We start from the raw sequence: 16,805 nt of genomic DNA on the forward strand, positions 1-16,805 counted from the left end.
GGTTTGAGCTGTCTTAATTCAACAATTGACTGGGATTAAGAAAAGGCAGGGAAGGTATCAAATACGAAAGACGGAAATCTGGACAAGGATATCCCTTGAGGGCAGGAGATCGCCTCGCTCAGGTACAGAGAGGAATGGACTGATTGTCACTGGTTCAAAAAATGTGGGAGCAATGCTCGAGGGAAGAACAAAATGAGAAAGTCCTGAAGAAGAAAGATCTGGTCCGGATTGGACTGCCAGAGATTTAAACCCTTTACAGAACTGAGAAGCAGGCTCTTCCCCCGGCTTGGAACAATCACTCCCCTCGCTGACTTTCATGCCACTGTAAATCGGAATCAAACAAGCATAGGCATTAAAGCTAAACGAAAGAAAGAGAATGACAAGAAATAGAGTGAACAATTTGAGGAGTAAGCGCATACCTGACATCTTAATAGGAAAACTATTTTTAAGGCAAGAAACATTGAGAGTAAATCAATATGACAGCCGAAATTCTTGCCTGGCCTCACGGAGCACCAGGATTGCCGACCGACAAAATATCGCAGCCACCAGTAATCCCATCGCGATGTCCGGCCATGCCGAGCCAGTGAGACTGACACCCAGAGCCGCGAGCAGCACGCCGGCATTGCCAATCACATCGTTTCGAGAGCAGACCCAAGAGGACCGCATATTGATGTCATCTTGCCGATGTCGCCAAAGCAATAGCAGACAAAACACATTGGCGAGAAGCGCAAGTGTCCCGAACACACCCATCACCTCGGCAACCGGCACTAATCCTTGTAGAATCTTGATCACCACCTGCACAAAGACACCGAGACCAAATAGGGCCATGATCATGCCCTTTAAGACGGCCGCACGAACTTGCCAAACCGACCCTCGTCCAATGACATAGAGGCTGAATCCGTACACAATGGCATCCCCTAACATATCGACCGAATCAGCAAGAAGAGCGGTCGAATGTGACAGAATCCCCGCCCCGGCCTCAAGGAAAAACATGATGACATTGACCCAGAAGACAATGCGAAAGACGCGGCGTTGCTGGTCTGAGACCTTTTTGACGGAACAGCATTCATCCATGAAATTCATCGTATCATGAAGTTCTTATCACAACCAGGTCATACGGACCCACGACCTACCATCTTTCATTCAGGTCAAAACCAGGGTTTGTATTGGTTTCGCATGTCTTCAAACTTTGATATCTTCATGCAGTTCCATAGCTAACACGTTCGATTTCGTGAAGGGAAATGCGAACTGCAACAAGGATTTGCCATGGCGGCAAATTTCAAAAGTCAAAAATTTACCCGAAGTCGCCGATTATGGCTCGGAGCTTCATTGGTGATTCCTTGTGTAGCCGCGGCCACTATTGGATTTTGGTTGCTCAAGGATGCAGCGGACATTTGGAAATTCTCAACACTTGCTTTTACGGCTGGGATTCTCAGTTTAGCTGCAGCAGAAGACATGATGAAGGAAGCGCATGAAGCGAGTGAAGATGTTCCCTGGTCAGCAGCGTGTTTTATTGCCGGCTTTGCGCTACTCTCTTCCTATTTTGACATGTCGGAATCATGAATCCTTAAGGAAAGGTGTTAGGAACCTTTAGTTGGTTTTTTTCGGAACATCCTACCGTCGCCATTTGGTGAAATCACAATGATGGTTCCCCGCATAATGGGATGCAACCGGCAATAATAGGGATAGGTTCCAGGTTGAAAAAACGAAAGCGTGTAACTCATGCCAGGAGGTACCGGATCTGAGTCAAAGGCACACGCTTCTCTGGTTACACATCCATCGTGAGTCGCGCTATGGACGGTGGCCGTTTAATTATTCCACTGGATAGAGAATCCAGCCGGAATGGTGGCAACCATGGAAGCATAGTAAGGAGCTGGCTGTTCCATCGTAATGTAGTATGTTCTCGATCCATCCGTTGCCAAAGCCTCTTCGAGAAGAAGAATCCCACACAAACCGGCTTTGGCCACATTAACTGTCATCGGCTGCCTACTCTAAAAAGGACTGATCATGTAAGAAAATGTTCAGTCTGATTTACGCGTCTGCTGAATTGGCGGACAGGGCATGGTCCCGTAGGAACAGAACACACAACAATCTTCGTTCTTGGGCCGAAGGATCGCTTGGCATCCCTGGCACTCGTACAAGATTCGGCAGGAATCCGGTGACATCGTTTCAGTTGTTTGAAACCCACACTCGGGGCAGTGTATGGTTGAGATCAATTCCCTGATTCTTCTCATTCGCTCTTCCCTCTTTTTTTAGCAATGCATTGTTGTGAATAAACACCATACCCAATGAGGCCAATAGAGAACGCCAAAGATGGGAGAACCACATAGTCAAGGTAGCCTGTCCACGCCCCCAGTCCAGCTAGGCCTAGAAGAATGACGGCCAGGGGCGTGATACAACAAATGAAAGAGGTAATCGCTCCTACGATTCCCGTCGTGATCCATCGATTTGCTGCCTTGCTTTTTGAGAGATTTTTGTCCATCATGAAATGTTTCTCCACTTAGGACCGCTTGCTTATTCTGGCCGTTCTTAAGCATTCTCACTGGGTCCGCTGCCAACGCAGCACTCCGCCATTTGACCATCCACCACCACGGCAGGAACCGCACGAATGCTAAGCTGCATAGCGCAGCTTGAAACAGCGTAATTTTTCATGTCTAGGACGGTAACCTCGCATTCGGGATACGCAAGTCGGTTGACCAGAACAATCGTGTCTTCACAGACCGGACGCCCTCGTACTGAAAATCTCTCTGTTACGTCTCATACTCATAAGGATTCCTCCTTTTCTTGCATGTGAATGTTTCTGCTTGCCTCATGTACATGGTAAAACCTGTATTAGCTACAGATGCAAGAGTTTTTTTGAGGAGGGAATGTGATGTTGATTGGTACCCTTTCGAAACAGACAGGTTGTAACATTGAGACGATTCGGTATTATGAACGCATTGGTCTTTTACCGAAACCGCGACGCACGGAAGGAAGACATCGCCTCTATACCAGGGACCAGCTCAAACGGTTGGTATTTATCCGGCGAAGCCGCGAACTGGGATTTTCGCTCAATGAGATTCGTGCCTTGCTACGACTGGTTGACGGGAAACGGTATACCTGTCAGGAGGTTAAAACGATCATGGAGAAACACCTGGGAGAAGTCAGGGAAAAAATCTCTGATTTAAGAAGACTGCAAAAAACACTGAACACGATCTCATCTCAATGTGAGGGAGGAGTAGTCCCTGATTGTCCCATTATTGAGGCCCTGTTTCAGGAGAAACCCCAATGAACACCATTGCGGTATACATTGGAGCGGCAATCACTGAAATCGGTGGCTGTTTTGCTTTCTGGGCATGGCTCCGGTTGGGCCGGTCGCCTTGGTGGGGTACAGTGGGGATCGTGAGCCTTGTCATCTTTGGAGTGTTATTAACTCGGTCTGAAGCCGTTTTTGCCGGACGGGCGTATGCGGCGTATGGAGGGGTGTACATCGCGGCATCGCTGGTGTGGCTCTGGGCTGTCGAAGGTGTTATCCCAGACCGGTGGGATGCGCTTGGAGCCGGACTCTGCTTAGCGGGGGCCGCTATGATTCTTTGGGCCCCGCGAACGATATAACTGATTCAAACAACAAGGACCCATTTGCTTTCTATGTCGTGGAATCAAGTTCGTCAATGGGCCATGGTGGTGAAACGTGATGTGTGTGCCGTTTATTTGGCCTCACGCGATCCTCGTGTGCCTTGGTATGCAAAAGTTGTGGCTGTATTGGTCGCAGCCTATGCCTTAAGCCCCATTGATTTGATCCCTGACTTCATTCCAGTGATCGGCTATCTTGATGATCTGCTACTTATACCGTTTGGGATTTTGCTGGTGATTCGTTTAGTACCGCAGGAACTCATGGCTGAGCACCGGCTTGCTGCAACCAAGATGGAGACGTTACCAAAAAGTTGGGGAGCGGTGGTGGCAATCATCATTCTATGGATGACAGGCATTATCTTCACAATGTGGTTGTTCACAAAAATTATCATAAAAAATAGTTACTGACAAAACAGGTCATAATTTTTGACTATTCTTGTCGCGCTATGGAAACATTTTTCATAGATGATTGTTTACTCTGTAGAATAAGAAAGCCATTAACTAGGACGACCACCATGACAACAAAGAAGCTAGAGAAATAAGAAAGAAAAAGTGTGCGGTCTTCCTAATAATTGACAATGGATACGAACGGTAATATACATAGAAATGACCTCTACGATACCTTCACGAATTTCCACCATTCAATCCCTGGTTATCCTCTTTGCTTTTCTCCTGTGCAATGGCGGCCTCTTCTTTTGCCACATGGTCTATGCCTCTGAAAGCGAGCATTCTCATTCATCGGCATCCCATGATACTCAAGGAAGTCATGGTTCCGGGTGTTCTGAGTCTCTTGTCTCCTCCATAACCTCTCCTGCAGAAGATCAATTCTCGCTCTTCCCCTCCATCGGTCTGGGGGTTGCGCATCACCTCTGGAGTTCTCCTTCTGTTCATGACTTTTCTCTGGCTAGTCGTATTCCTGTCTTAACTCACCCTCCCCTCTTTATCCTCCTCTCGACTCTTCGGAATTGAGCTCTTCCTTCTGTCTCTTTCATTAGACTTTTATTCACAACAGAGCCCTTGGTGTCTTGAAAAATGGAACCCTCTGCCAAGCTTTCAATTCGGAGGATGTTATGAAATATTTACAGTTTGGACGACCTGATATCTCTGCCTCTTGTCTATTTTTAAATTGTTTGGTGATACACGAGACGTCCAAGAATTTCTACAGGTTGAGCATGAAAGAATGGATGATAAAGATCGGACTGACAACAATTCTCATAGGATTGTTTGGATTGAGTTCATATGGTTGTGCGTCGCAAACGCTTCAAGAACAGAATAGGAGTATGAGACACACGATGCCGCTCAAGACGGTGGATCATTCCACGAATCATTCATTAGAACCTTCCGTACCATCCCTATCCCCAACCGCTTCAACCTCATTATCTTTGCAACACGATAAGAAGAATATTGCTGGTCCTTTCACGCTATCGCGCGTAGAAGATCTTGCTCAGCAGCACAATCCCACCTTACGACAAGCAAGAATGCAGATTAAGGGAGAACGGGCGAAGGCTCTGCAGGCGGGCCTCTATCCCAATCCTCTCATGGGATATAGCGGAGAACAAATCGGCGTCAACGATACGGTCGGAGAGTTTCAAGGCGGGTTCGTCCAACAACAGATTGTGACTGCTGGAAAACTGCGATTAAGTCGAGAGAAATATTTGGCGCGGGCGTCGGCAGCAGAATTCCAGGCATTGGCTCAGGAATATCGAATTATTAACGAAGTCCGCATTCGATACTACCAAGTACTCGCCGCACAAGAACGGCTAGCCATTCAACACGAACTCCTTAAAACCGTGCAAGACCGTCTTCTGACAGTGCGGGAAATGGTCAATGTAGGACAAGCGAACCTGACCGATCTTCATCAAGCCAAGGTCCTGCTTGGTGAGCAAGATCTCAATGTAAAAATGGCAGAAAACGAATTGGAGATGGAATGGGAATGGCTCATGACTGTCGTTGGAATACCCCAACCTCTGACTGCAGTTCCTGGAGACCTAGAGGAGCCAACCGACTCTCTTGAATGGAAATCCGCTCTTCAGCATTTACTGACCGAAAGCCCGGAGCTGGCATTAGCAAAAGCGGTCTTAAAAGCCGATGCCATCACCATTGAACGCGAAAAAGTTCAGCCGATTCCTGATTTGGTCCTACGAGGGTCGGCAGGCCGTAACTACGATGCCCGACAAACCGTCTATGGAGTCGGAGCGTTTATCGAGGTACCGATTTTTGACTGGAACCAAGGCACTATTCAGCAGGCACAAGCCGACTATCGACAACAACAGGCCGAGATTCGTTTGACGGAACTCCGTCTGCGTCGCTCATTGGCCAAACAATTTCAACAATACCGGACGGCCTTGCAACATGTGAAGAGCTATCGAACGGTCCTCTTACCGGAATCCGAGCAGCGTTATCGACTTCGTCTGAAAAGCTATGAAAAAAATCGAGAAACATGGCCCGCCGTCCTTGAAGCCCAGCAAGATTTTTTCGGACGCCGGTTGATCTACATCGATCATCTAGTTGCACGACAAAGCACTCGGGTAGCCATTCAAGGATTGTTATTGGTTGACGGATTGACCGCGCCTGGTGGGGTAACACTCCCGGGACATATCGATGCAACACCAAAGCCTCGATAGCGGATCATTTGAATAATTATCTCACGCACCCAATGAACTCATGATGACTGAGAGGAGAATACGGCCATGAAATTTAGCCCCACCCGACGACAAATATTGAATACTGGTATCGCCTTGGGATTGGGATCTCTGTTGACTCGATTTGGAAACGCGCAAACCATCTCGCATCAACCCATCCAGACCGATAGCATGAATGAACAGAATGCCAAAGGTGAATTCTCCCAGTACTCTCGATTTCATCCAAGTTATGGAGGGCCACCAAACTCCGATCAGTTTTTAGGAAAACTGGTCCCTGGATTTCGAAAATCAGGGCTGGAACCGGTATTGGTTGAGACACCGGACTTGGAAAAAGTCCCATGGAAAATGGTCAATGGGGCTAAAGAATTTATGCTTCGCTGCACGCCCGTGAAGCAAGAGTTTCTCCCTGGTCAGTTCATGGATGTCTGGGGCTTTAATGGCACGATGCCCGGGCCTACGATCGAAGTCTATCAGGGGGATCGAGTCCGTTTTGTGGTTCATAATGACTTGCCGGAACCGACTTCCGTGCATTGGCATGGCCTGGAATTACCCATGCAATACGATGGGGTCCCAGGGGTGACCCAAGATCTCATTCCACCAGGGAAAAAGCATATCTACGAATTCGATCTCCATCAAACAGGAACATTTTTTTATCATTCTCATGTGGCGATGCAAGAAGCCTTTGGGATGGCCGGCTTGTTCATTATTCATCCTAAGATTGCGTATGATCCTCCGGTCGATCGAGATTTTGTCTTACTGTTTCAAAACTTTTTTATCCCCCCCAATGCCAACAGGGCCGATTCCATGGCGATGGACTGGAATTGGCACACGATTAATGGTCGAAGCGGTCCCTATACCACTCCCATGGTCTGCAAACATGGAGAACGGGTCCGGGTCCGTCTCGTGAACTTTAGCCCCATGCAGCATCACCCGGTACATTTTCACGGTCATACATTTTGGCTAACCGGAACTGAAGCAGGGCGTATCCCCACTAGTGCCTGGGTTCCTCGAAATAATACGCTAGTTGGAGTCGCCATGGCACAAGACTTTGAATTCGTCGCTTTCAACCCAGGGGACTGGATTTTTCATTGCCATATGGTGCATCACATGATGAATCATATGGTACGGCAGGTGGGACCACACATTCGAGGGGGATTCGATTTCTCACAGTATGCCGACTCATTGCCTGCCCGTCCGTCCGTCGATCCAGCTCTGCAAGAACCCGCCTTTCAGGTGCCGGGGTATCCGCAAAAAATGCAGGACATGCACATGCGCCACGATCACCAAGCCATGGCGACAATCACGAACCGCCGGGAAGCCAAAGGCATGAGAGCCAACTGGTACCATGGGGTCAAGGGATTAATGACTGTGCTCCGGGTCCTACCGGAGGACTTGTACCATCGAGTCATGCTCAGCGACGAAGATATTCAGCCCGGTGAAATCTATAAGGCGATTGCCAAGGGACGTCATCAAACTCAAGGAAGACAGGGTGTAGGAAATCATCACACCCAGCCAGGACCATAAACGTGAGGGCATTGTTAACTTAAGAGATATAAGCTAGACTCACCTCCTACCCTTTTCCTTGGAGGTGATGATGCTAAGTTGTCCACGGTGTGCCAGTTCCGACAAAGTCAAAAGCGGCATGAAGGACGGACGCCAACGCTACAAGTGCAAACTATGTCGCTACTTGTTTACCGTCGCCCATAAGTCCGACACGGCCACCGCCGACCAGCGTCGGTTGGCGTTGACCCTGTACCTAGAAGGCTTGGGGTTTCGGTCCATTGGACGTGTATTGGGCTTTAGTCATGTGGCCGTCTACCAGTGGATTAAAGTGTTTGGGGAGGAAGCCGCTCAGGTCAAGCGCCAGGCCGCCCAGATCGTCGAACTCGATGAACTGCATAGTTACGTGAGGCATAAAAAAACTATTGCTGGGTCTGGCTTGCTGTTGATCGACTTGGGCACCGCTTCCTCCATGCTGTCACTGGAACCCGGGGCGTTGTGACTGGGACACGCTTATGGGAAGCCATCAAGAGCCCAACGATTACGACTGTTATGACCGACTATTGGGAACCGTATGAACACTTCGTCCCCTCAGAGAAACACCGGCAATCCAAGGCCGAGACATTCACCGTAGAAGGATACAACAGCTTGGTTCGCCATTTTCTAGCCCGCTTCCGTCGAAAAACGAAATGCTACAGCAAAAGTGAACTCATGTTGTGGTATTCAGTCATGCTGCTGATGGCACATTGGAACGGTGAACTTGAGTCTCTCTTAAATTAACAATGCCAACGTGAGAAGGCCACACGTTAGATTCAAAAGCAGAAGACACGAATGAAACAGAGCATCTACGGATGCAGATTTGGGGAAGGATTGCCACTGGCTGTGCGTTGGAAGGAAAACGTGATGGGTTACCTTGTAACGCCCCAGTATTATCAGTCTGATAGACCCAACATGCCATCCCTTTCACCGCACAATTTATTGGGTAGAAAGAGAAAGACTTGGAATTCTTCAGCATTATAGGACCAAAAACCATCGGCATAGGACTGTCAAATTCCGCGACAATCTATTCCGTCTTCAGGCAACATTATGGCGACTGAGGCCGAAACCCCAATCGCCATAACGCGGGCTCACCATAATTGTTCTCCGTGGCAATTATAATGTGCTCCTAAATCCAATTACCCCCAATGATGAGCATGTACTAAGGCATGGCCCTTGTTCCGCGCAATCAGCCAGCGGTTGACCGGAAAGGCCGCAATGCCGGCCAGCATCAGCGCCACAGCCAAGCTCCCCCAGAAAACTGGGTCCAGCATCCCAGCATCCATCGCGCCGGGGATGACCAACATGATCGCATTATCCACAATCTCCATGATGGTCATGGACAGGGTGTCAGCCGCCAAGGCCAACCCAAACGCCGTGTTCCAGGCCATGCCCGCCCGGCGAAGTGGCCAAAGCGTCATCCCATACCCAAAGAGAAATGCCAATACGACAGCCAGTGCGATCGTTGGCCAAGTGCTCCAACCCAGTGCCGTGCCGATAACCATTCCCAACACTTCACCAATCGCACAACCCGTCAGGCAATGTAGTGTCGCCATTAAGGCCGTGCGGTTGAGCGACGAGGTCTCAATTTCATGCTGACCATCACTCATGTGGTGACGAGCGTGCATATGGTGGTGATCCTCAAACCGCTCGTGACGGTTTTCCTCTGGATTAGCTGTCCCGCAACCGCACAAGCATGATTCTTCATCCTGTTCCAATGTCGCGGTGCTAGATTCGATCTGCATCATGTGAAACCTCCTGGTAAGTGATGAATGATGAACCGTTCACTCCTGCAGACGGAGGCATGGTGGAATTATTACAGTGGCTCGAATCCGTGTTAGGAAAGGAAGGACTTAATTTTTGGAGACAGATAGAAACACTATTAGGAACACGTACAATTGAAACAACCATGTTTGGTACAGACCCCACAGACCTGTTCCAATCTGGCCTTCAATGCTTTGCGCGCGCGGTGAAGTCGGACGGTAAGATTGTTCGGCGTCACCCCGAGGTCATTGGCAACCACATCCATGGATTCTCCTTCTAAATCAATTCGCCGAAGGAGGTCTGTATAGGAGGGTCGAATGTCTTTCAACAACAGGGTCAGGCAAACACAAACTGTTGGTCGAACCTCATCCAACGCGGGAGTCTGGTCTTCACCGGCGGTGATCATCTCCTGAAGCAGACCCTCGACTTTTCGATTGTTGGAGGCATAGGACCGATAGTAATCTACGACGGTATTCCGCAGGATACGATAGAACCAACTAACGGCATTCTCAATATTTCTCAGATCGTGACCTCGTTCGATGGCCTTAATGAAACTCTGTTGTAGGAGATCCTCCACAAGAGTGTCATCTGATAGACGTTGTCGAAGAAAACCTCGAAACGCAGACTCCTGCTTCATTAAGCGCTGAAGAAGGTCATCCAGCACAGGAATTTCGACATGTTTCAGGTCTTCTGTGTTGGGTAGCTTTTGAAGAGCTTCCGGTTCAATGTTAGGCTCCTTCATCGTCAACTCATATCTGCAGTTATTGAGGAGTTTTTACACTCTGAAGGGATATGCCTTTGACCGTCCCACTCTAACGAGAATCAAGAGAACCCCTCAGGAAATAGAGAATAATGTAGTAGTTAGTTTTTTTTAAAAAGTCTTCATTCCTTCCCCGTCAGTTCTGGAAAATCTTGCTTTTTGTCTATCACCTCTTCAATGCACCTGACAAGGTGCGGAGGGGCCATTTGAGGGGGGGCATTGTTCTAGGCAATAGATAGTTCTTTAATCAAAAAAAAACGGGATGCCAGGCGTCTTTTTTCGTGATTGGGCGAAAAAATCTGATGGAATTAACTGCTTAATATCGCTGTATCGGTTCGCCCAATTCACATTAACCCAACGAGAAGTCCTCCAATTAACCAGATAAAGGCCGCGATGGCCAACCAGTACAACACCTTTTCTCCTAATGATGTATCCTCCATATCGTGCCCCCCGTTTTGTGTTTTATTCCACCACAAGAATCCCGCACTCATGGCCAGGAAGGCCACATTGAGAAATAATGTATAGTCTACTTTGAAAAATTCTCGTTCGGTCACACTTTTCGCCATGCTAGGATCCGGTAACAGACCCAGAACCGAAAACCCATAATGCAACAGGAGAGCTGTCGCCACCAGAACCGCAAGGAAGACTCCAAGGATATACAGGGCCATGGTCCACCCGTAGTATTGAGCCTGAATCCGCAGGACGGGAAACACGACCAGGTCACTAAAAATAAATGCGATAATCCCGGCAAAGCTGACTCCGTTGCTGAATAACACCGCGGCTAAGGGGATATTTCCCATCGATCCGATGAACGTAAAAAAGGCGGCGACAGGGCCAATCAGCGTCTGTAGAAGAATTTCCCACATCGCAGGATCGGATTGGTCCGACCCGACGAACAATGCCTGGAAAAAGCTTTTTGGAACAAAGGCCGCGATGATGCCAGCGACCGTAAACCCAATGGTGACATCTTTCCACACCATGTCCCATTCCATGATATAGCGGTTCGAAACTTTACGCCAACCTTCTTTAGATCGGATGAGGCGTTTCCAGTCAGGTATGTCTTCTTCTTGTTCTTCGCCCATCGCCTTTTTGGCATGGTCGCGAGCGTGGTCTTCGAGTTTCTCGGGCAAAGTCAGTTTGACCACCATCCACATCAAAAGGATCAGAAAGACGCCTCCCAAATATTCGCCCACCACAAACTGCCAAGAGAGAAAGACAGCAATAATGATTCCGAGCTCAATGACCAAGTTCGTGGATGCGAGTAAAAAGGCCAGTGCCGGAATCAATCCTGCGCCCTTCGTGAAGAGGGAACGGGTCGTGGCAAGAGCCGCAAAACTGCAGGAACTAGAAATAAATCCGAAAAAAGTACCGAGCGCCACGCTTTTAGCCCCGGCTTCTCCCATTCCTTTTTTCATCCGCTCCTGCGTGACAAAGACCTGGATCAAACTACTAATGAGATAGCCCAATCCGAAGGCCCACAGAGCCATCCAGAATAACCCCATACTGGTGACAGCCGCTTCATGATAAAGTTTGAGAAAATTGTCCATATGTGTTGGAAAAAGATACAGACTCTAGATATCTCTATTGGCCCTTCTGTTTCACCTCTTGGGTATTCATTTCCTTTGTACGCAATGTTTTAATCAGACCGACACACGTCACGAGTAAGAGCACGCTTTGGGGAAGGCCGGCGGATATGGATGCTGATTGCAGAGCGTTCAGTCCTCCCGCCAGCAATAGGACGGCGGCGGCGGCCCCTTCCGATATGCCCCAAAAGACGCGATTGGCCACCGGAGGATTGGGATTTCCACCCGAGGTCACCATGTCGTCGACAAAGGAGCCAGAATCCGACGAGGTAATAAAGAAGATCACGATAAGCACCAATGCGGTCCATTGCATAAAGGACGTCCACGGAAGATGTTCGAGTAATAAATGCAAGGACATCGCCACGTTTTCCGTCACCGGTTCAAGAAGATTGCCATCACCAAACCGCTCGACATACATGGCCGTTCCGCCAAATACCGAAAACCAAAAACAGTTGACCAAGGCCGGCAAAAGCAATACGTAGACGACAAACTCCCGGATGGATCGACCTCGCGAGATTCGAGCAATAAAAATTCCCACGAAGGGGCTCCAAGAAATCCACCATCCCCAATAAAATAAGGTCCAGGTTGATTGCCAATTAGAATCTTGCCGCGGATCCAACCATAAACTCGTACCCACAAGATTTTGAAGGTAATCTCCGATGCCCGTTAAGAATAATTTGATTTGGAACAGCGTCGGGCCCGTGAAAAAGACAAACAACAATAGAAAAAGCATTATCGATCCGTTGATAACACTTAAATATTTAATACCCTTTGATACACCAGTAACAGTGGAGATTGTTGCCACCAGTGAGATCAGAACAATAATCCATATTTGTACATGCGTGACATATTCGATATTAGTAACCTGGCTCAATCCCGCATTGATTTGCATGGCTCCTAACCCCAGCGACGTCGCGACTCCTAAAAGCGTGCCAATAGTGCAAAACGCATCAACAATATGCCCAAGCCATCCATGAATTCGGTTGCCCACTAACGGATATAACAACGAGCGCGGCGCAAGGGGAAGTTTGTAACGAAAATGAAATAATGCGATTCCCAACCCAAAAATGACATAGACGGCCCATGGGTGAAAAGCCCAATGAAAAAAACTGAATTGAATAGCCTCTTGCGCTGCTGCCGAACTGAATGGTTCAGCACGTGGTGGTGTTTGGTAATGATAGAGAGGTTCGGCCACTCCCCAAAAAACTAAGCCCATACCCATTCCGGCTGCAAATAACATGGATAGCCAGGCCGGCAAACTAAATTGAGGCTCTTCGTCTGGATCACCCAGACGAACATCTCCATGCCGGCAGACCAGAAGCCAGAACACAAACCCCACGAAAAAGGATGTCGTCAACACGTAATACCATCCCAATTTCATGCTAATGAAATTAAGAAGGTTATCGAAAAGGGTTCCGGCCGTCTCGGTAAACAGCCCTCCGAACCCGATGAGGATAATATTAAATCCTGCTGCGAGCAGAAAGACCGGCAGGCTCACACCATCCCGCCAGTCTCGTAAAGCATTCAGTAGACTCAATTTCATATATTCACGGAAAGAATCCTCACTTCATTATCACAATTACTCTGAAAATTTCTTCAAGCGTGAAAATCTAACGCCACACCACTGCATTCTCGACTGAAATTGAGGAAATTTCCAGAACGCTTGCTTCATCTGTTATTATATAGAGAAAATGATAACTTCTCTTTTAAGATCAATAAGAGAGCCATTACCTTATGATTTATTGTGAGGGATCAAGGAAAGAAGACAAACTCTATAAAACCCTGGATGAGTGAACTTTTAGTCTTCCCACCTGTAGACCGAAAGCGAGAGGATTACCATTCAACTTTTTATACAAAATTGACTTCGTGCTATCAGGTTCGAGAAGCCTGAACATCTTTTCTCTCATTATTAGCAAATAAAATGGCTGTGCAAATCCATCGAGAAATGGAGGTCGACCATGACATACTTCAGCAACATTGATGAATGTGAAAAAGAAGTGGAATATTTACGCGAGCAAAATCAAAAACTTATCGATGAACTCTCTGAAATATCAAAAGAAAATGCTTTTTTTCGCGAACAACTCTCTTTAGAACGCAATAGACTGAAAAAAATACTCGATAAAGCAGGAGGAAAACATCGACCAGCAGAGGATCTAGGTGAAGACGATTTCTGTCTCAATTAATGTGCAAGCCACTCATTGTTCTTGAAGGAAGCAAAAGAACGACATTAGGGAAAAGGTAGTCTTCGAGTCTCTTCATGATGATCATGCACGTTTGAACCTTTCGGCAAGACTGGACAATGACACCTCACAGAAAAAAATCCTCGTACTTCAATCTTAACGAAAAAAGATCGAACGACTAGTTCACCTTATCTATTTTTCTCTGCGTTCTTGACACTTTGAACGAGAAATCTTTGCCTAGAATTCACCAATTCTTTGTAAACCTTCACAATCAATAATGATCCCCGCAGCAAGCTCTCGGGGTATTCAGAGGAATTCTGATCACATTGAGACACCACGGTTTCTCAAACTCTTCCCTTTGTTCGATAACCCCGAGGCAAGCCACGGGGAATAGATTTCAAAGTTATTATTATGTCGTGTTTGATCTTAACCTGGACATGCAACAACTTACGTTCTCATAGAAATGCACTTGCAGTACAAGGAGACATAGAGCCATAATAATAGTTGTCTTCATCGGTAAACTTCTGCATCCGTTAGACGTCCGTGTAGGATCACTCATGGACTCACTTCATCCCCATCTTTCACATTGACGAGGAGGCTTATCATGAGTCTTGCAACTCCAGAACTTCGCATTGACGATCGCGTGAATGACTTTGTGACTCGTCCTAGCAAACTTCTGATCGATGGTCACTGGGTAGAAGCCGATTCTGGCAAAACTTTCCCGACGTTCAATCCGGCAACCGGTGAAATCCTGGCTCAAGTGGCGGAAGGAGAAAACACCGACATCGACAAAGCTGTACAAGCAGCTCGTGCAGCTTTTGACCAGGGACCGTGGCGTCGGATCACCACATCAGAACGTGGAAAACTGATTTGGAAACTCGCAGACCTTTTAGAGTCCCACTTAGAAGAATTTTCTCAGCTCGAAACGTTAGACAATGGCAAACCCTTGACGGTCGCACGTGTAGCTGACGTTCCCTTAGCCATTGACTTGTTTCGATATATGGCAGGATGGACGACCAAATTGGAAGGTACCACTATCCCCATCTCAGTCCCATTTACTCCTGGGGCGCAATACCATGCCTATACCCTCCGTGAACCCGTTGGCGTCGTCGGACAAATTATTCCATGGAATTTCCCGTTGCTCATGGCAGCTTGGAAACTTGGTCCTGCGCTCGCTGCAGGCTGCACAATTGTTCTCAAACCTGCCGAGCAAACCCCTCTCTCGGCGCTTCGCCTTGGCGAATTGATTTGTGAAGCCGGCTTTCCAGATGGCGTGGTGAATATTGTCACCGGCTATGGAGAAACCGCAGGTGCCGCTCTAGCCGCTCATCCTCAGGTTGATAAAGTTGCCTTTACCGGTTCGACAGAAGTTGGGAAAATGATTCTCAATGCCGCATCGCATGACTTAAAAAAAGTGTCACTGGAGCTCGGAGGAAAATCACCGAACATTGTTTGTCATGACGCCGATCTTGATATCAGTATTCCTGGCGTGGCCAGTGGTATATTTTTCAATCACGGACAATGTTGTTGTGCCGGGTCACGATTGTTTATTGAAAAAGATATTTTTGATGTTGTCGTCGAAGGCGTCGCGGAAGAGGCAAAAAATATTCACATTGGACCGGGCCTTGATCCAACGACGGATATGGGACCACTCGTTTCTGATGAACAACAACAACGAGTGCTCGACTATTTAGCAGCAGGACTTTCAGAGGGCGCCGAAACCGTCGTTGGCGGGAATAAAGTCGGCGGACAAGGATATTTCGTGGAGCCCACCGTATTGGTGAATACGAAACCCAACATGAAGGTGATCAAAGAAGAAATTTTTGGTCCTGTCGTCTGCGCAATCCCCTTTCAGGACATTGAAGGAGTGATCCCTGCGGCGAACGACAGCATTTATGGATTAGCATCTGCGGTTTGGACTAAAGATATTAGCAAAGCGCATAGAATTGCAGCTGAACTTCGGGCTGGAACCGTCTGGATTAATTGCTACAACATCTTCGATGCCGCGCTTCCATTTGGAGGATACAAACAATCAGGTTGGGGGCGGGAAATGGGACATGCGGCATTAGAGTTGTACACCGAAGTCAAATCAGTCTGTGCCAAATTATCGTAAGGGTTTCATGGTCACGGCGCAGACCGAGAACAATGATCGGTCTGCGCTTGTGAGCCAAAACCTAGACGATTTTATCGCTCACGGTATCGGCAATCGGACAAGGACTTCACTTCACGAAGCTGTTGGTGGCAATTCTTGAGATTCACGGGAAGATGAACTTTCTTTCTGCTTCTGCAATCTGGCACGCCGCGCGTGTTCAAGATCTATCACAATCCCTCGTGGTTCTTTTTGTAAGAGACGTCTCCAACAACGACGACATAAATCATGGTCTTTCATACTCACAGCACGTCCCAATTTACTTGAATGAGGATTTCGTCTTGGAGACACCAAAATTTTTACTTCGCTCCCGCATTGCGCACATTGCATAAGACCTGGATTTTGAACTTTTGAGGGTTTCCCCGATCGAATAAACACACTACCCCGTTGCTTTTGATGTTTTGACGCCCACCACTCTTCTGTCATCATTTCACTCTCTTTCATACCAATCGGTAATAGCCGTTTCATGAACCACCTCGCAAATGAAATATAAATACGTAAAGACTCCATGCTCCTTATAACTTGAGCAAAGGATATGCCGAAGAAACCGTAAAACAATGAAAATCGAGGGATTTGAGA

General features: G+C 47.7%; 19 protein-coding genes. 9 read left to right on the forward strand and 10 right to left on the reverse strand.

The annotated features are described in order from the left end of the window. Positions 1-57: 57 nt before the first annotated feature. Both ACWQXP_RS08845 and ACWQXP_RS08850 read right to left on the reverse strand, forming a co-directional pair. Positions 58-417: a hypothetical protein gene (locus ACWQXP_RS08845; protein WP_454062457.1), complete on the reverse strand. Its 360-nt coding sequence runs from the start codon at positions 415-417 to the stop codon at positions 58-60. Between the two features lie 54 nt (positions 418-471). Beyond that, positions 472-1,074 carry a cation transporter gene (locus tag ACWQXP_RS08850; protein WP_454062458.1) on the reverse strand — a complete coding sequence of 201 codons (603 nt, stop codon included), beginning with the start codon at positions 1,072-1,074 and terminating at the stop codon, positions 472-474. Positions 1,075-1,266: 192 nt separating this feature from the next. On the opposite strand from ACWQXP_RS08850, the gene ACWQXP_RS08855 reads away from it, so the two are divergent. Further along, a complete protein-coding gene (locus ACWQXP_RS08855; protein WP_454062459.1) occupies positions 1,267-1,563 on the forward strand; it encodes a hypothetical protein in 297 nt (98 codons plus the stop codon). A 245-nt stretch (positions 1,564-1,808) separates the two neighbouring features. Here the strand turns inward: ACWQXP_RS08855 and ACWQXP_RS08860 are convergent, their stop codons facing one another. From ACWQXP_RS08860 to merF, 3 genes are read right to left on the reverse strand one after another with little or no spacing between them, the layout of a single operon-like run. Continuing rightward, on the reverse strand, positions 1,809-1,979 hold the full coding sequence (locus ACWQXP_RS08860) for a hypothetical protein (RefSeq protein WP_454062460.1): 171 nt from the start codon (positions 1,977-1,979) through the stop codon (positions 1,809-1,811). A gap of 42 nt (positions 1,980-2,021) precedes the next feature. Continuing rightward, positions 2,022-2,234 (reverse strand): GDCCVxC domain-containing (seleno)protein, encoded by a 213-nt coding sequence (locus ACWQXP_RS08865; RefSeq protein WP_454062461.1) that lies wholly within the window; start codon positions 2,232-2,234, stop codon positions 2,022-2,024. After that, the gene (gene merF, locus ACWQXP_RS08870) at positions 2,231-2,485 is read right to left on the reverse strand and encodes a mercury resistance system transport protein MerF (RefSeq protein WP_454062462.1); all 255 of its coding nucleotides are present in this window, start codon (positions 2,483-2,485) and stop codon (positions 2,231-2,233) included. The genes ACWQXP_RS08865 and merF overlap by 4 nt, the downstream gene beginning before the upstream one ends. A 387-nt stretch (positions 2,486-2,872) precedes the next feature. On the opposite strand from merF, the gene ACWQXP_RS08875 reads away from it, so the two are divergent. From ACWQXP_RS08875 to ACWQXP_RS08900, 6 genes are all read left to right on the forward strand, one after another. Beyond that, the gene (locus ACWQXP_RS08875) at positions 2,873-3,271 is read left to right on the forward strand and encodes a MerR family transcriptional regulator (protein WP_454062463.1); all 399 of its coding nucleotides are present in this window, start codon (positions 2,873-2,875) and stop codon (positions 3,269-3,271) included. Beyond that, positions 3,268-3,594 carry a YnfA family protein gene (locus tag ACWQXP_RS08880; RefSeq protein ID WP_454062464.1) on the forward strand — a complete coding sequence of 109 codons (327 nt, stop codon included), beginning with the start codon at positions 3,268-3,270 and terminating at the stop codon, positions 3,592-3,594. Before ACWQXP_RS08875 ends, ACWQXP_RS08880 begins: the two co-directional genes overlap by 4 nt. A 33-nt stretch (positions 3,595-3,627) precedes the next feature. After that, a complete protein-coding gene (locus ACWQXP_RS08885; RefSeq protein WP_454062465.1) occupies positions 3,628-4,020 on the forward strand; it encodes a YkvA family protein in 393 nt (130 codons plus the stop codon). Positions 4,021-4,892: 872 nt separating this feature from the next. Beyond that, positions 4,893-6,236, forward strand: coding sequence for a TolC family protein (locus ACWQXP_RS08890; protein WP_454062466.1), 1,344 nt, complete (start codon positions 4,893-4,895; stop codon positions 6,234-6,236). A gap of 66 nt (positions 6,237-6,302) precedes the next feature. Continuing rightward, positions 6,303-7,778, forward strand: coding sequence for a multicopper oxidase domain-containing protein (locus ACWQXP_RS08895; RefSeq protein ID WP_454062467.1), 1,476 nt, complete (start codon positions 6,303-6,305; stop codon positions 7,776-7,778). A 70-nt stretch (positions 7,779-7,848) separates the two neighbouring features. Then, a protein-coding gene (locus ACWQXP_RS08900; protein WP_454062988.1) for an IS1 family transposase occupies positions 7,849-8,534 on the forward strand; the annotation gives its coding sequence in 2 pieces (ribosomal slippage) (positions 7,849-8,176 and positions 8,176-8,534; 687 coding nt in all). A gap of 395 nt (positions 8,535-8,929) precedes the next feature. Here the strand turns inward: ACWQXP_RS08900 and ACWQXP_RS08905 are convergent. The 4 genes from ACWQXP_RS08905 to ACWQXP_RS08920 form a co-directional block, all read right to left on the reverse strand. Continuing rightward, positions 8,930-9,538, reverse strand: a complete 609-nt coding sequence (locus tag ACWQXP_RS08905) for a DUF4396 domain-containing protein (RefSeq protein WP_454062468.1) — start codon at positions 9,536-9,538, stop codon at positions 8,930-8,932. 134 nt (positions 9,539-9,672) lie between these two features. Further along, positions 9,673-10,296 (reverse strand): RNA polymerase sigma factor, encoded by a 624-nt coding sequence (locus ACWQXP_RS08910; protein WP_454062469.1) that lies wholly within the window; start codon positions 10,294-10,296, stop codon positions 9,673-9,675. Positions 10,297-10,658: 362 nt separating this feature from the next. Next, on the reverse strand, positions 10,659-11,861 hold the full coding sequence (locus ACWQXP_RS08915) for a permease (RefSeq protein ID WP_454062470.1): 1,203 nt from the start codon (positions 11,859-11,861) through the stop codon (positions 10,659-10,661). Between the two features lie 34 nt (positions 11,862-11,895). After that, positions 11,896-13,440: a BCCT family transporter gene (locus ACWQXP_RS08920; protein ID WP_454062471.1), complete on the reverse strand. Its 1,545-nt coding sequence runs from the start codon at positions 13,438-13,440 to the stop codon at positions 11,896-11,898. 415 nt (positions 13,441-13,855) lie between these two features. Between ACWQXP_RS08920 and ACWQXP_RS08925 the strand changes: the two genes are divergently transcribed. Further along, positions 13,856-14,080 (forward strand): hypothetical protein, encoded by a 225-nt coding sequence (locus ACWQXP_RS08925; RefSeq protein WP_454062472.1) that lies wholly within the window; start codon positions 13,856-13,858, stop codon positions 14,078-14,080. Positions 14,081-14,681: 601 nt separating this feature from the next. Further along, positions 14,682-16,190, forward strand: coding sequence for an aldehyde dehydrogenase family protein (locus ACWQXP_RS08930; RefSeq protein ID WP_454062473.1), 1,509 nt, complete (start codon positions 14,682-14,684; stop codon positions 16,188-16,190). A gap of 111 nt (positions 16,191-16,301) precedes the next feature. On the opposite strand, the gene ACWQXP_RS08935 is transcribed toward ACWQXP_RS08930, so the two are convergent. Then, entirely contained in the window at positions 16,302-16,694 is a 393-nt protein-coding gene (locus ACWQXP_RS08935; RefSeq protein ID WP_454062474.1) for a hypothetical protein, read from the reverse strand. Positions 16,695-16,805 lie beyond the last annotated feature (111 nt).

Source organism: Candidatus Nitrospira salsa (assembly GCF_965152625.1).

Bases quoted from the DNA above. Each gene is read 5' to 3' on its own strand.
- ACWQXP_RS08850 (WP_454062458.1), bottom strand. From the start codon at position 1,074: ATGGATGAATGCTGTTCCGTCAAAAAGGTCTCAGACCAGCAACGCCGC.
- ACWQXP_RS08880 (WP_454062464.1), top strand. From the start codon at position 3,268: ATGAACACCATTGCGGTATACATTGGAGCGGCAATCACTGAAATCGGT.
- ACWQXP_RS08915 (WP_454062470.1), bottom strand. From the start codon at position 11,861: ATGGACAATTTTCTCAAACTTTATCATGAAGCGGCTGTCACCAGTATG.
- ACWQXP_RS08875 (WP_454062463.1), top strand. From the start codon at position 2,873: ATGTTGATTGGTACCCTTTCGAAACAGACAGGTTGTAACATTGAGACG.
- ACWQXP_RS08905 (WP_454062468.1), bottom strand. From the start codon at position 9,538: ATGATGCAGATCGAATCTAGCACCGCGACATTGGAACAGGATGAAGAA.
- ACWQXP_RS08910 (WP_454062469.1), bottom strand. From the start codon at position 10,296: ATGAAGGAGCCTAACATTGAACCGGAAGCTCTTCAAAAGCTACCCAAC.
- ACWQXP_RS08920 (WP_454062471.1), bottom strand. From the start codon at position 13,440: ATGAAATTGAGTCTACTGAATGCTTTACGAGACTGGCGGGATGGTGTG.
- ACWQXP_RS08860 (WP_454062460.1), bottom strand. From the start codon at position 1,979: ATGACAGTTAATGTGGCCAAAGCCGGTTTGTGTGGGATTCTTCTTCTC.
- ACWQXP_RS08895 (WP_454062467.1), top strand. From the start codon at position 6,303: ATGAAATTTAGCCCCACCCGACGACAAATATTGAATACTGGTATCGCC.
- ACWQXP_RS08925 (WP_454062472.1), top strand. From the start codon at position 13,856: ATGACATACTTCAGCAACATTGATGAATGTGAAAAAGAAGTGGAATAT.
- ACWQXP_RS08935 (WP_454062474.1), bottom strand. From the start codon at position 16,694: ATGAAACGGCTATTACCGATTGGTATGAAAGAGAGTGAAATGATGACA.
- ACWQXP_RS08855 (WP_454062459.1), top strand. From the start codon at position 1,267: ATGGCGGCAAATTTCAAAAGTCAAAAATTTACCCGAAGTCGCCGATTA.
- ACWQXP_RS08845 (WP_454062457.1), bottom strand. From the start codon at position 417: ATGCGCTTACTCCTCAAATTGTTCACTCTATTTCTTGTCATTCTCTTT.
- ACWQXP_RS08930 (WP_454062473.1), top strand. From the start codon at position 14,682: ATGAGTCTTGCAACTCCAGAACTTCGCATTGACGATCGCGTGAATGAC.
- ACWQXP_RS08885 (WP_454062465.1), top strand. From the start codon at position 3,628: ATGTCGTGGAATCAAGTTCGTCAATGGGCCATGGTGGTGAAACGTGAT.
- ACWQXP_RS08890 (WP_454062466.1), top strand. From the start codon at position 4,893: ATGAGACACACGATGCCGCTCAAGACGGTGGATCATTCCACGAATCAT.
- ACWQXP_RS08865 (WP_454062461.1), bottom strand. From the start codon at position 2,234: ATGAGAAGAATCAGGGAATTGATCTCAACCATACACTGCCCCGAGTGT.
- merF (WP_454062462.1), bottom strand. From the start codon at position 2,485: ATGATGGACAAAAATCTCTCAAAAAGCAAGGCAGCAAATCGATGGATC.